The organism is Leifsonia poae, from assembly GCF_050632195.1.
Lineage (GTDB): Bacteria > Actinomycetota > Actinomycetes > Actinomycetales > Microbacteriaceae > Leifsonia > Leifsonia poae_C.
Genome location: NZ_CP192580.1, coordinates 272,421 through 285,733 on the forward strand (window position 1 = coordinate 272,421; position 13,313 = coordinate 285,733).

A 13,313-nucleotide genomic window follows, 5' to 3' on the forward strand; every position below is an offset into this window, starting at 1 on the left:
AGCAGAGCGGAGCGGGATGAGCGGCGCAACGTCCGACGCAGAGGTCGTCGTCATCGGCGGCGGAGCGATGGGATCGTCGACCGCGTGGCAGCTCGCCGCCCGCGGGTGGGACGTGCACCTGCTCGAACGGTTCGAGCCCGGACACGTGTTCGGGGCGTCCCACGGTCGATCCCGCAACTTCAACACCGCGTACTCCGACCCGACGTACGCGGCGATGCTCGCCGAGGCGTCCCGGCTCTGGCCGGAGCTCGAGCAGCAGACGGGTGAGCGCATCCTGAATCGGGTGGGCATCGTCAATCACGGGCCGAATGCGGACTTCGACCGGGTTGCGGCAGCGCTCCGCCACGTCGGTCTGGGTGCGGAGTTCCTCTCGCCCGAAGAAGCAGGCGAACGCTGGGCGGGCATCCGGTTCGACGGTCGAGTGCTCTTCGCACCCGACTCCGGGCGGCTCGACGCGGATACGGCTGTCACTGCGCTGAAGGCCGCCGCGGCAGCACGCGGTGCCGTGATCGAGCACGGTGTACGTGTTGTCGACATCTCGCCGGATGGCGACGAGCGGGTGACCGTCACGACGGAGTCGGGCGTGATCCGCGCCCGCCGAGCGGTCGTCACCGCCGGTGCGTGGACCGAGAAACTCCTCGGCGACAAGGTCAGGCTTCCACGCCTCCGAGTCACGCAGGAGCAACCGGCGCACTTCGCTCTTTGCGACGACTCGGCCGCGGCCTCCGCGCTCGCCGAGTCCGGTTGGCCCGGATTCAACCACTCGTACGATCCGACCGACCCCCGCTACGGCTACTGGCGCTCGCCCATCTACGGGATGTACACGCCGGGCTTCGGGGTCAAGGCAGGATGGCACGGAGCAGGGCCGGAGGTCGATCCCGACCGGCGCGACTTCCTCCCCGAGCCGAAGCAGCTCGATGACCTGCGTCGATACGTCGACGAATGGTTGCCCGGCGCTGATCCGGATCGGTTCGACCCGATCTCGTGCACGTACACGAGCACGGTCGACGAGAACTTCATCCTGGACCGCGTCGGCCCCATCGTCGTCGGGGCCGGGTTCAGCGGTCACGGCTTCAAGTTCACGCCGACCGTCGGCCGCATCCTCGCCGATCTCGCAACCGGCGAGGGTGCGGCGCCGCAACTGTTCCGAATCAACCGCTAACGATCGGTTCAGGATGCACGGCTCGCGCTAGATCGTCCGCGGAGCCTTATCGAGGTTGGCCACCAGCTGCTCGCGGTTCTGGCGTGTGACGTACGCGGGACGATCGCGCTCGACGCGCCAGCTCTCGGAGAGCGGGCCGATGTTGACGGTATCGAAACCGAACTCGTCGTAGATCGAGGTGACCAATGCCGCGGCGTCGTCGAAGTCGCTCGCGGTCGCGAGCGCGCGGCGGTTGGGCGTTCCGGCGGGAGTGCCGTCGGTGGGGATCTCGCGGAAGTTGATGTGGTTGAAGCCCTTGGCGACCTTCGATGACGGGAGGTGCTCCTGCAGCATCCCCGAGACCGTGGTCTTGCCCTCATCGAGGTCGGGGAAATGGCCGTCGCGCTCGAAGTAGTAGTTGTTCGTGTCGATCACGATCTTCCCGGCAAGCGGGGCGACCGGCACGTCGGTGTAGTTCTTCAGGGGGACGGTGACGACGACGAAGTCGCCCGCTGCCGCCGCGTCCGCCGCTGTCGCGGCAGTCGCGTTCGGACCGAGGTCTCGAACCAGGTCGGCCAAGGTCTCAGGCCCGCGCGAGTTCGCGATCGTGACCGTGTATCCGTGCTTGATGAACTCGCGGGCCACTGCTTGTCCGATGTGACCTGCTCCGATGATTCCTACGTTTGTCATGCTCGAGACAACGCCTCAGTCCGTCCTGAATTCCGAGTGTGTGAGTTTCGTCAGCGACGGGTCAGGGCGCAATCAGGGAGTCACGGCGGTGACGTCGTCCACGGTAAGGGTGACAGGCGAGTTCGCTACGCCGCCTGACAGGTAGCCCGTGATTCCGAGCCCACCCGGCGCCTGGAGTTCAGCCGTCGAGTCGGAGACCGAGCGCTGCCACGTCGTGGGCTCCGGGGTGCCGTCCAGCCACGCTCGCGACTCGATGAGTGTCGGACTCGTGCCCGTCACCTTGATCCGGATGTCGAGCTTCGCGCCGGGAGTGACCGTCACGCCCGCGACGGCGACACCGTTCTGCACGACCACCTCTGCGCCTCCCGAGGCATTCACGCGAACGATGTAGATCGAGACTTTGCCAGCCGACGAGATGATGACTTTCGACTGGTATGCGCCCGCGGTCGTGATGCGGCGCCCTGAAATCGAGAGGTAGACGCTGCCCGAGGAGGGCAGCTTGTCGATCGCCGCTTTCAACTTGAGATCGGTAGCCGACGACAAGACCGACGTCAGGTTGGCCATCCCCGTTGTTCCGGTCGGCATCTGCATGGTTCCCACGCCACCACTCACCGCGAACCGGGATGCGGTGCCTGCGATCGTCCATGCTCCGCCGGTCGGCGCGCCGCCCCAGCCGTTCGCGACAGTGCGATCGAAGGGATCGGACGCCAGAACGCCGGGCGGTGGCGGCGGCGCCGTGACCATGAGAGTTCTCGTCGTCGTGCCCGTGGCACCGTTGTTGTCGGTCACCGTCAGGCGCGCTGTGTACGTTCCCGCGGCCGGGTAGGTGTGCGCCTGAGTTGCACCCGTGGCGGTGGCCCCGTCGCCGTAGTCCCAGGTGAAGGCCGTCAGTGTTCCGTCGGGGTCGCTCGATCCGGCGCTGTCGAACGTGCAGGCGAGGTTCGTGCACGGAGAGCTGAAGCTCGCGGTCGGAGGTTGATTCCCGGCCCCAGGGGGACCAACGGTGAACGAATCAGCGAAGTCGGCGCCCGACGCCCTGGCGAATGATGCCGTGAGGTCGGTGGGGGTAGCGGTGACGGCGAGAGATCCGTATACCGGGCTTTGACTCACGCCCCTTGTCGCGGCGAAGTACCCCGCTTCGGAGTCGGCGGGATTGATGTCGTAGTTGCCGTTGCCTCCCGTGCCGACCGTCGCGAAGACCGTTCCTGCGCCCTTGACCATCGTGGAGTCGGTATCGGCAACGCAGGCTGCAGAGTACGTCCCCGGGACGATCGCGGAGCATCCCGCGCCCGTGGCGAGTTGATTGGTGCGCTGGTAGAGGTGCTCATGGCCCGTTAGCACCAGATCGACCCGCTTGTCGACGAGCATGTTGAGAAGGTCGGCGCCGGGGTCGCAGGTGTATTGACCCATCGAGAGGCACGGCTTGTGCATTCCGACGACGACCCAGGGGATGCTCGCAGCACGCGCCCCGTCGATGGCGGCTGCCGTCCACGAGTAGTGCGGCGTTCCGGCGGCGTAGCTCCAGTTCCCGTCGGAGAACGGAAGTGCCGGGGAGATCATGATGAATCGGACGAGCGGGGCGCCTTGCGGCACGTCCACGTAGTACTGCCGCCCGTAGGTGCCGACGGCGCCGGGCAGTTGGTTGGGCAGGCAGGCGGAGAAGTCGTTGATGTTGCCGTCCTGCCCACTGCTCTCGTGGTTGCCTGAGACGAGCTCGAACGGGAAGCCCGCGCCAACGTTCTGCGTGACGAGATCGCACCACGCCTGCTCCTGACCTGCGGGGGCATACGACAGGTCACCGAGTGCGAGGTGCAGCCCCGAACCGGCGGCCGCAATCCCCGCGAAGACGGATTGAGCGCCCGCTGCGTTGCCGAAGTCACCCGACGCCGTGAAGCGGACACTCGATGGCGTGGGGGCGACAGCTGTCACGGCTCCTGGCAGGACCAGGCTGGCCGCGATGACCGCGACACCTGCGACGAGCGCCGAAATGGTTCTGTGGTCGCGCATCCGCTGCTCCCTTGCAGTTCACTGATGTGCTCTGCGGCGCGGGCGTCGTTGCCCCCGTCGGAGGCGGGGCCCGTCTGGTGCGGGCCTCAAGCGAAACGCTAGCCCTCGCACTCGGATCCCACCAGTAGAACTGAGAGATTCTCGTGTATTGCGAACGGTGAGTGGAACGGTCCGATAGGCGACCGGCTATCCGACTCGATAGCGGAGGAACACGGTACCGCCCGTGAAGCGGCGCTCCTCGAGCAGCTGAAGAGGCACGAACAGGTTCCGGGGCAGCGCGGGTGTCCCTCCGCCGACAGCGACGGGCGTCAGGAACAGCTGCACCTGCTCGACCAGACCGGCGCGGAAGGCCTCGACGGCGAGCGTCGGGCCGCCCACGCTCACGTCGCGGTCGGATGCGGCGGCGAGCTCGCGCACCGCATCCGGATCGAAGCGGTTCAGGATGCGCGTGCGCGGGGTCGCGGCGTCGGTCAGCGTCGACGAGTAAACGATCTTGTCCGCGCTGCGCCAGATGTCCGCGTAATCGGTGATCTCCGGCGGGGCATCCGGACCTTCGGGCATGGTCTGCCAAACGCGCATGGTCTCGTACATTCGCCGGCCGTAGAGATACGTTCCGACCCGGCGTTCCTCGTCATTGACGAAGGCGTGCACCTCGGGGTCGGGAGCGGCCCAGTCGAAATTGCCGTTCGCATCCACCGTGTAACCGTCGACCGAAGCCAGAGCTGAAAAGACGATCTTCCCCATGATGACCTCCCGGCACCGACTCTAGACACCGGTGCGGGGAGGCGCCAGGCTCACCAGGAACCGGGCTCAGCCGGCGGTCTGCGGAAAGAGTGCGGCCAGCGCGTGGATCTCGTTGGCGAAGAGGATCGGCACGACCAGGTCGAGCAGAAGCACGATCGCCATCAGAAGAACCGCCGCGCCGGCCGCGATGGCCATGACGACAACGAACAGCCGAAGATAGGCGTTCGCGGCGAAGGTCGAAAGCGCCCCCTGCGCCCGGTCGACCTTCGGAACCGATCCCGTGTACGGGAGGTGGTGGTTCAGTGTCGTCATGGTGGTTCTCCCCTCGGTAGCCGGCCTGTCCAGTCAACCGGTGAGGGGCCCTCGGGACATCAGCCGAGGGGCTGGGATGGGTCATCCGTCGGTATGATCCCGCGAACCCATGCCAAGGCGCGACGGCGCGATGTGCGATTCAGGAGGGGTGCTCGGAGAGCCACCCGAGCACCTGCCGGGCGTGCGTGTTCGGCGGGAAGATCGGGTAGAAGACATGCTCGATCGTGCCGTCGCGAACGATCAGAGTCAGTCGGCTGTATAGCCGCATCCCGCCGGCCTCGAAGGTCGGGAGTCCCAACCCCTCGGCAAGCAGGTGCTGCGGGTCGGAGATCATCGCGAACGGCAGCTGCAGACGCTCGACGACCTCGCGCTGGTAGTCGACGGTCTGGCTGGAGAGGCCGTAGACGGCGTCGACGCCGGCGGCCCGGAGGTCTTCGAAGTGGTCGCGGAAGTCGCAGGCCTCGGTCGAGCACCCGCGAGCGCCGGGGATGGCATCCCAGCCGTCGGGCAGGTCGACGCCCGGCCGGCCCGTCAGGGGATAGAGGTAGACGACCGTGCGACCGGGGCCGAGTTCGGCGAGGGTGACCCCGGCGCCGTCCGAGGTGGGTAGGTGTAGCGACGGCATCCGGATGCCCGGCAGGTGGTCGGCGGCACCGTCGTCCTCGGGTCGCGGCAGGCCAGACGGCAGCGAGGTGTAGTCGGCGGCTGGAGTGGTGGGCACGCCGTCGAAGCCGCGCGATGCGCTTTCCTCGAGCCGCTGGGTCAGCATGGTGCGGCGAGACGTGAGGGCCGCGATGGCCTGGTCGAGTTCGGCGATCCCGTTGCGGTAGGCCGCCAGGGATCCGGGACACTCGTCGCTGTGCACGTGGCCGGTGTCGAGGCACTCGATGAACGGCGTCGCCCGGCTCGGGGCGATGCCCACCCCGGCGAGCTGACGGATCTCGTCGACGGCCCGCACGTGCTCGTCGCCGTAGTCTCGATAGCCGTTGGGCAGCCGGTCGGGCACGATGAGGCCCAGGGTCTCGTAGTACCTCACGGCTTTCACCGTGACGCCCGCTCGCTCCGCGAGTTCGCCGATCCGCATCCTGACCTCCCGATTCAGGGTAAACCTTCACCTTCGGGGCATGGTCAATTCCCGCGAAGCTTGTACACTATTAGTTAGTGCCCTAACGAGTTAGGTGCGGGAAGCGAGAGAGACGATGGCCGGACGGTTCATGGAGTGGTACGGGCGAGCGAATAGCTCCCTCATCCGCGTGGCCGGCCCTGCGCAACTGGGAGCCGGACATCCCGAAGGTCCCGATATCCGCTCTGCGGGAGCGCCATGTCCGATCTGCGGCCAGCCGATGACTGCGCACAGCGTCTCGCGGTCCGACGGTCAGCGGGACGCGACCCGGCTGATCTGCCCGACCGCGGCATAACCGTCGCAGCCGGCCCGGGTGACCCCAGTACGTGTAACCGGGTCAGGGGTTCGGAGCGCCGCACCGATGATCGAGTGCAGGCTCCCACGCAAATTCTCTAGGTCCGAGACCGGAAGGCCGAGCCGTTCGACGATCTTGTGCGGGATGAGTTCGGCCTCTTTGCGGAGCGCTCGGCCCGCATCCGTCAACGTGACCTCGAGCGAGCGCTCGTCGCTCGAACTCCGCTTGCGCTCGATGTAGCCGGTGACCTCGAGGCGCTTCAGCAGGGGTGAGAGCGTTGCGGGCTCCAGCTGCAGAGCCTCGCTCAGCTCTTTCACCGAGCGCGGGTCGCGTTCCCAGAGCACGAGCATCACGAGGTACTGGGGATGCGTCAGCGAGAGCGGTTCGAGCACCGGCCGGTAGAGCGCGATGACGCTCCGCGCGGCGACCGCGAGACCGAAGCAGACCTGGTTCTCGAGAGCGAGCACGTCATCCGACATCCGGCCATCCTACCGACCGGAGGTGAGGGCTCAGAGGTCGTTGCGCGTGCTGCGCTGGTCGAACTGCTCGCCGGTTGCCGGGTCGATGCCGCGGCGCCGGGTCACGGTCGACGAACGACGCCTCAGCGTGAAGATGAGCGAGAGCACGAACACGACGAGGCCGGCGCCCATGAGGATGTAGCCGACGAGCTTCAGGTCGATCCACGTCACTTCGACATTGAGAGCGAATGCCAGGATCAGGCCGACCACGAAAATGAAGATGCCACTGCCGATTCCCATGATCGGGCTCCTTCTGTCTGGTGCCGCAAACACTACTCGCGTGGATTCGACACCGCACCTGATCACTCGGCCCGGGAGAACTCCGATGCCCGGGCGACCTGCTCGGCTGTGAGAGGAACGCCCGTGTACCGCTCGAACTGACGGGCCGCCTGCAGAGCGATGACCTCCGCGCCTGTGATGAGGTGCTTGCCTGCCGCCCGCCCGGCCGCGATGAGCGGGGTCTCGGATGGAAAGGCCACGACATCGAACACGGTCGAAGCTCGCGCGATGTGCTCGGGACCGAAGGAGACGGTCGACTCGGTGTCGCCGCGCATCCCGAGCGGTGTCACGTTGACGATCACGTCGAACTCGGGCGCCGGGTCTTCTGCCACCCAGTCGTAGTCGTAGCGTTCCGCCAGAGCGCGGCCGAGCTCCTCGTTGCGCGCCACGATCGTGAGGTCGTCGAACCCGGCGCCACGGAAGGCCGCGACGACCGCCTTGGCCATTCCGCCGGACCCGCGGAGGAGAACGCGCTGACCGCTGTCGACCTGATGCTCGGCGAGCAGTGCGGCGACGGCCTCGTAGTCGGTGTTCGAGGCGGTGAGAACGCCGTTGTCGTTGACGACCGTGTTCACCGACTCGATCGCCAGAGCGGAGGGCTCCATGACGTCGACGAGCGGGATGATCGCCTCCTTGAACGGCATCGATACCGAGCAACCCCGGATGCCCAAGGCCCGGATTCCGCGGACTGCACCCTCGAGGTCGGTCGTGGTGAACGCCTTGTAGATGAAGTTGAGTCCGAGCTCGTCGTAGAGATAGTTGTGGAATCGGGTGCCGATGTTGCTCGGACGGGCGGCGAGCGACATGCAGACCTGCATGTCCTTGTTCAGGATGGGCATGGTCCCATCTTCGCAGGGATCGCCGGCCTCAGCTCAGGCGATAGGCCGCGGTGGCGGCGCCGTCGAACACGCTCGCGCGCTCCGACGCCGACAGGCCCGCGACGAGCTCGTTCGCTGTCGCCCAGGTCTGCGCGTAGGAGCCGGCGAGCGTCGATACCGGCCAGTCACCGCCGAACATCACGCGCTCGGGACCGAAAACCTCGAAGGCGTGATCGACGAACGGCTGCAGGCGTCGTGCATCCGGATGCCCGGTCGGGCCGAGTGTCGTGAGTCCGGAGAGCTTGGCGGCGACGTTCGGATGCGCGGCGAGCCGCGTCATCAGCGAACGCCACGGCTCGGCGGCATCAATCCCGCCGCCGACGGGCGGCGTGCCCAGGTGGTCGATGACCAAATGCAGGCTGGGCAACTCCGCGGCGATGTCGAGCGCGTGTTCGAGGTGGCGGGGAGCACCCCGATCACGTCGAAGGTGAGGTCTCGGTCGGCGAGAAGCCTGAGCGATCTGCGCACAGCATCCTGAGCGAGCCAGTCGGGGTCGGGCTCGTCGTGGATGAGGTGGCGGATGCCCACCAACGACGGATGCTCGCCCCACTCCGCGAGCTGCCGCTCGGCCAGCCGCGGGTCGAGCAGGTCGACCCAGGCGACGACGCCGGCGACTTGCTCGTGCTCGTCGGCCACCGCGAACATCGCCTGCGAGTCCTCGACCGAGTTCGCGGCCTGCACGAGCACGACCCGGTCGACGCCCGCCTGCTCCAACTGGGGTTGCGCCTCCGCGAAGGCGAAGGTGCGGTGGATCGGTCCCAGGGCTTCGGTGAGCCAGGGGTACGAGGCCCGATCCAGGTCCCAGAGGTGCAGGTGGGCGTCGACCGTCACGGATCAGGCCTTGAGGTCGAAGCGGACGAGGGTGGGCCCGGTGACCGCAGGGGCGGGAAGCGTCACGGTGACGACGTCGCCCGAACGCTCGGCTGCAATCGGGGTGCCGTCAGCGAGCCGAGCGGTGTCGGCGAGAACAGCATCCGAGACGCCGGTCAGTGAGACCTTGCCGGTCGTATCGACGAAGGCGTTGGCGGTGTCGTCGGTGCGGGTCCAGCGCAGCCAAGGCTCGGTGTCCGCAGCCGAAGGGGCGGCGAGGGATGCGTCGAGCGTCGTCGACCCGAACACCGCGTCGCCGTTCACCGCGTTCCACGCAGCCAGGTGCTCGAGAGTTCGGCGCTGCAGCTCAGGGACCGTTCCGGAGGCGGTGAGACCGACGTTGAGGAGCAGGTTACCGCCGCGCGAGACGATGTCGACGAACGTCTTGACCGCATCCGGACCGCTGAGCAGATGGGTCTCGTCTTCGAGCTTGTTGTGGCCGAACGAGAAGCCGATGCCGCGGCAGTTCTCCCAGCCGCCGTCTCCCTCGACACTGAGCCCGTTCTGGTACTCGCTCGTGCGGATGTCCCAGTGCGTCTCGCCCCAGCGGTCGTTGGCGACACCATCGGGGGTCTGCGAGTAGAACTTGTCGAACAGATTCTCCATGCTGAACGGTCCGGCGGGCTTGCCCGCATCCGGCCACTCGATGTCCCCCCAGAGGATGTCGGGGGAGTAGCGGTCGAGCAGGTCGTCGACGTGCTTGTACGCGTACTCGGCGTATGCCGCATCGACCGGACGGCCGAACTCCTGGCCGTCGTCGGTGATCGGAGCGAGGTTCGAGAAGTGCCAGTCGAGACCGCCGGAGTAGTAGACGCCGAAGCGGAGGCCCGCATCCCGCGTCGCCTTCTCGAACGCACCGACCAGGTCGCGCTTGGGACCGCGGGCGACCGTGTTGCGGCCGTCGGTGCCGGGGGCGTCCCAGAGCGTGACGCCGTCGTGGTGCTTGGTCGTGGGAACGAAGTAGCCGGCGCCGGTGCTCTTCACCAGGGCGATGAACTCGGCGGGGTCGAACTCGTTCGGGTCCCACTGGTCGATGAAGTCGTCGTACGGAGCACCGCCGAACGCGTCACGCTGATGCTGCGCGGCGGGGCTGTCCTCGATCCGGATCGTGTTGAAGTACCACTCGGCGTACGGGTTGTGTTTGAACCAGAACTGCTTCTCGATCGTGCCGAGCTCGCCGATCGGTTCGGCCCAGGCAGGCACCGAGTATGGTCCCCAGTGCACGAAGATACCGAGCTTGGCGTCGGTGAACCACTGCGGGACGTCGCGCTCGAAGCGCTGGTAGTTCTCGGGGCGGACGGGGTCGTCTTTGAACATGGCCACGTGCGACAGTCTCCTTCTTCATCGAATGGATTGTGGGACGCATCCCTTCGCCATATCCTATAGGCAATAGCATTGCTACTCAACAATCCCTCACGTCCCACTCAAAGGAGAGTTCTTCCGTGGAGTCCACGCTCGCTGTATTGCCTGACAGTTTCGCTCGCCCCGCCGACTTCAAACTGCCTGGCGGCGACTGGTTCATCGGGGCCGGTTTCGGTCTCTTCGTGCACTGGGATCACGCCAGTCAACAAGGGATCGAGATCTCCTGGCCGCTCGTGGGCCGGTCGATCATCCCGGGCTCGGATGCGGTCGAAGACACGGTCTCGGTCGAGCAGTACCAATCGAGCGCCGCGACCTTCAACCCGGTCGAGTGGGATGCGGTCGCCCTCGCCCGACTCGCCAAGCGGGCCGGCGCACGCTACGTCGTCTTCACGGCCAGGCATCACGCCGGCTACTCGATGTTCCACACAGAGCACTCCGATTTCGGGATCGAGCACTCGCCCTTCGGCCGCGACATCACGCGCGAGTTCGTGGAGGCGATTCGCGCCGAAGGCATCCGGGTCGGCATCTACTACAGCCTGCCCGATTGGAATCACCCCGACTACCCGGCCTTCCAGATGAGCGACCGTCCGTACGCGCTGGAGCACTGGCCGTCGGCGGGCGACCCCGCTTACGCCGGGACTCCGGTTGCCGACGACAAGCACCGGCGCTCGACGCCGGAGCAGTGGGAGCGGTTCCAGGACTACCTGCGCGGCCAGCTCACGGAGATCCTCTCGAACTATGGCACGATCGACCTGCTCTGGTTCGACGGCGAGTGGGAGCGGTCGGAGCAGGAGTGGGACAGCGCCGGGCTGCGCGCCCACATCAAGTCGCTGCAGCCGGATGTGGTGATCAACGACCGCCTGCTCGGTCAGGGCGACTACAAGACGCCGGAGCAGGGATTTCCGGTGACGGCGCCGACCGGCCCGTGGGAGCTCTGCCTGACCATCGGTCAGATGTGGGCGTGGCGCCCCGGAGACACCAAGAGCAAGAGCACGACCTCGCTTGTGACGACTCTGATCGAGGTGGCGGGCCGTGGCGGCAACCTGCTGCTCAACATCGGACCGAAGGGCGACGGCAGCCTCAACGGGTCGCAGGTCGAGACCCTCGACGAGATCGGCGGCTGGATGGACCGGCACGCGGAGAGCGTCGTCGGCGTAACCCCCACAGTCGGTGTCGACTACTACGGACCGTCGACCGCTCGCCCGGGAACGCTCTACCTGCACCTGGTGATGCGGCCGATCGAGCAGGTGATCGTGCGCGGGATCCCCGTCGGCCGGGTGACGGGCATCCGTCTGCTGGCGACCGGGGAGCAGCTGCCGTACGAGGTCAACTTCGAGGTGCACGAGCAGTCGGCGGCCGGTGAGGACCCGCTCGGCGAGATCCTGATCCCCGCGCCCACCGCATCCGGAGCCGTCGTCGACGTCATCGCGATCGACTTCGCCTGAGCTGTTGAGATGGCCGGCCTCGGGGGTCTTACAGAGACAGCCCGGACTACTTGACCGGGGAGCGCATCCGCTTATGCTCCCCAATAACCTATATCAAAGACCCTATAGGATCGTGAACCAGCTACCAGGCGTCGAAGACGCGCAGCTGGATGCGAATCGGCAGGCTCAGTAGGCGATCACACAGATGAATCCAATGGAGGAGGCACAGCAAGTGACACCACGAAGCAAGCGCGCGGCGGGAAAGATCGGAACCGCCATCGTACTCGCGGGAGCGTTGACCGCTCTAGCCGGGTGCTCAGGGGGCGGTGGAGGCGGCGCCTCCGGTGGCCCCATCTCGATGTACACCTGGGTCAGCAGTCAGAGCGACCGCGACCAGTGGGAGGGCTTCATCTCCCTCGGCAAGAAGGTCGACCCGAAACTCGACGTCACCATCGACGGCCCGAGCTTCAACGACTACTGGACCAAGGTCAAGACCCGCCTCTCGGGCAGCAACGCCCCGTGCCTGCTCACCACACAGGCAGCTCGGGCGCAGGAGCTCGGCGGGCTGCTCATGCCGCTCGACGACCTGATCAAGAAGTACAAGCTCGACACCTCGGAGTTCGACAAGTCGATGCTCAAGGGCATGACCGTCGACGGCACCATCCGGGCGATCCCGTATGACGCCGAGCCGATCGTGCTGTACTACAACGCCGACGCGTTCAAGGCCGCGGGCCTCACGCCTCCAGGCACCACGTACACCCGCGAGCAGTTCCTCTCGGACGCGAAGAAGCTCACGACGGCCGACCACAAGGCACTCGCGATCGAGCCGGGCTTCTTCACGGTCAACGCGTGGACGATCGCCGATGGTGCGGAGGCCGTGAAGAACGGCAAGCTCGACCTGACGAATTCCAAGCTGGTCGATCAGGTGCAGAGCTACTTCGACCTGGTCAACAAGGAGCAGATCGCGAAGGCGCCTGAGGCAGCAGACGGATCGGATGTGGCGCAAGCCGCATTCACCGGCGGCAACGTCGACATGCTGATCGAGGGCCCGTGGATGTACGGCACCTTCGCCGACGCGGCCAAGTTCGACATGGGCGTGACCATCGTCCCGACGACCTCGGGCAAGGCGCACGGCATGACGGCCGGCTCCGGCTTCGGTATCGCGAAGAACTGCAAGGATCCGGATGGCGCATTCAAGGCCATCCAGGCGATGACCGCGCAGAGCGTCCTCGAAGGACAGGCCGCCGCCCGCGGTATCGTCCCCTCGCGGGCGGCTGCGCAGCCGGCCTGGGCAGACGGCAAGTCCGCTGCGGCGATGGATGCGGTCAACGCGCTGCTCTCCAACGCCACCGCCCAGATCACCACCCCGACCTGGAACCAGGTCGAGACCCTGTTCACCCAGTACGGCGTCGAGGGATACCGGGGTGACAAGACGGCCAAGGATGTGCTGAACACGATCCAGCACTCGGTGAGCGGCTAAGCGAATGTCTTCACCGCTGATCACGGGTGCCGTCGTCTCCGAGGAGACGGCGGCGCCCGCCGCCCCGTCACGCGCCCGTTCGGGGTTCCGCATCCGACGCCGCCGCGTGCGAAGAAGACGAAGGGCGACGGCCTCGCCGCCCTGGCCTACCTGTGGCCCGGGCTCGCCGGGTTCACGTTCTTCATCCTGG

General features: G+C 66.7%; 11 protein-coding genes and 2 pseudogenes. 3 read left to right on the forward strand and 10 right to left on the reverse strand.

The genetic code is table 11. The annotated features are described in order from the left end of the window. Positions 1 to 16 precede the first annotated feature (16 nt). Positions 17 to 1,162 carry an FAD-dependent oxidoreductase gene (locus tag ACQ86A_RS01545; protein ID WP_431278882.1) on the forward strand — a complete coding sequence of 382 codons (1,146 nt, stop codon included), beginning with the start codon at positions 17 to 19 and terminating at the stop codon, positions 1,160 to 1,162. 27 nt (positions 1,163 to 1,189) lie between these two features. Here ACQ86A_RS01545 and ACQ86A_RS01550 read toward each other — a convergent pair whose 3' ends face one another. The 10 genes and pseudogenes from ACQ86A_RS01550 to ACQ86A_RS01595 form a co-directional block, all read right to left on the reverse strand. After that, positions 1,190 to 1,831: an NADPH-dependent F420 reductase gene (locus tag ACQ86A_RS01550; RefSeq protein ID WP_431278883.1), complete on the reverse strand. Its 642-nt coding sequence runs from the start codon at positions 1,829 to 1,831 to the stop codon at positions 1,190 to 1,192. Between the two features lie 72 nt (positions 1,832 to 1,903). Further along, a complete protein-coding gene (locus ACQ86A_RS01555; protein WP_431278884.1) occupies positions 1,904 to 3,838 on the reverse strand; it encodes a PKD domain-containing protein in 1,935 nt (644 codons plus the stop codon). A 186-nt stretch (positions 3,839 to 4,024) separates the two neighbouring features. Beyond that, on the reverse strand, positions 4,025 to 4,582 hold the full coding sequence (locus tag ACQ86A_RS01560) for a dihydrofolate reductase family protein (protein WP_431278885.1): 558 nt from the start codon (positions 4,580 to 4,582) through the stop codon (positions 4,025 to 4,027). A gap of 66 nt (positions 4,583 to 4,648) precedes the next feature. Next, positions 4,649 to 4,894 (reverse strand): hypothetical protein, encoded by a 246-nt coding sequence (locus ACQ86A_RS01565; protein ID WP_431278886.1) that lies wholly within the window; start codon positions 4,892 to 4,894, stop codon positions 4,649 to 4,651. A 139-nt stretch (positions 4,895 to 5,033) separates the two neighbouring features. Further along, positions 5,034 to 5,978 carry a MerR family transcriptional regulator gene (locus ACQ86A_RS01570; RefSeq protein WP_431278887.1) on the reverse strand — a complete coding sequence of 315 codons (945 nt, stop codon included), beginning with the start codon at positions 5,976 to 5,978 and terminating at the stop codon, positions 5,034 to 5,036. 381 nt (positions 5,979 to 6,359) lie between these two features. Beyond that, positions 6,360 to 6,791 (reverse strand): annotated as a pseudogene (locus tag ACQ86A_RS01575) (MarR family winged helix-turn-helix transcriptional regulator); the annotation flags it as partial. 30 nt (positions 6,792 to 6,821) lie between these two features. Then, positions 6,822 to 7,070, reverse strand: coding sequence for a DUF6458 family protein (locus ACQ86A_RS01580; protein WP_431278888.1), 249 nt, complete (start codon positions 7,068 to 7,070; stop codon positions 6,822 to 6,824). 62 nt (positions 7,071 to 7,132) lie between these two features. Further along, positions 7,133 to 7,948, reverse strand: a complete 816-nt coding sequence (locus ACQ86A_RS01585; protein WP_431278889.1) for a shikimate 5-dehydrogenase — start codon at positions 7,946 to 7,948, stop codon at positions 7,133 to 7,135. Between the two features lie 28 nt (positions 7,949 to 7,976). Then, a pseudogene (locus ACQ86A_RS01590) lies at positions 7,977 to 8,818 on the reverse strand (amidohydrolase family protein). Positions 8,819 to 8,821: 3 nt separating this feature from the next. Next, positions 8,822 to 10,174, reverse strand: a complete 1,353-nt coding sequence (locus tag ACQ86A_RS01595; RefSeq protein ID WP_431280507.1) for an alpha-L-fucosidase — start codon at positions 10,172 to 10,174, stop codon at positions 8,822 to 8,824. A 146-nt stretch (positions 10,175 to 10,320) separates the two neighbouring features. On the opposite strand from ACQ86A_RS01595, the gene ACQ86A_RS01600 reads away from it, so the two are divergent. Together ACQ86A_RS01600 and ACQ86A_RS01605 are read left to right on the forward strand one after the other, a co-directional pair. Next, positions 10,321 to 11,664: an alpha-L-fucosidase gene (locus tag ACQ86A_RS01600; protein ID WP_431278890.1), complete on the forward strand. Its 1,344-nt coding sequence runs from the start codon at positions 10,321 to 10,323 to the stop codon at positions 11,662 to 11,664. A 211-nt stretch (positions 11,665 to 11,875) separates the two neighbouring features. Continuing rightward, positions 11,876 to 13,123 (forward strand): ABC transporter substrate-binding protein, encoded by a 1,248-nt coding sequence (locus ACQ86A_RS01605; RefSeq protein ID WP_431278891.1) that lies wholly within the window; start codon positions 11,876 to 11,878, stop codon positions 13,121 to 13,123. Positions 13,124 to 13,313 lie beyond the last annotated feature (190 nt).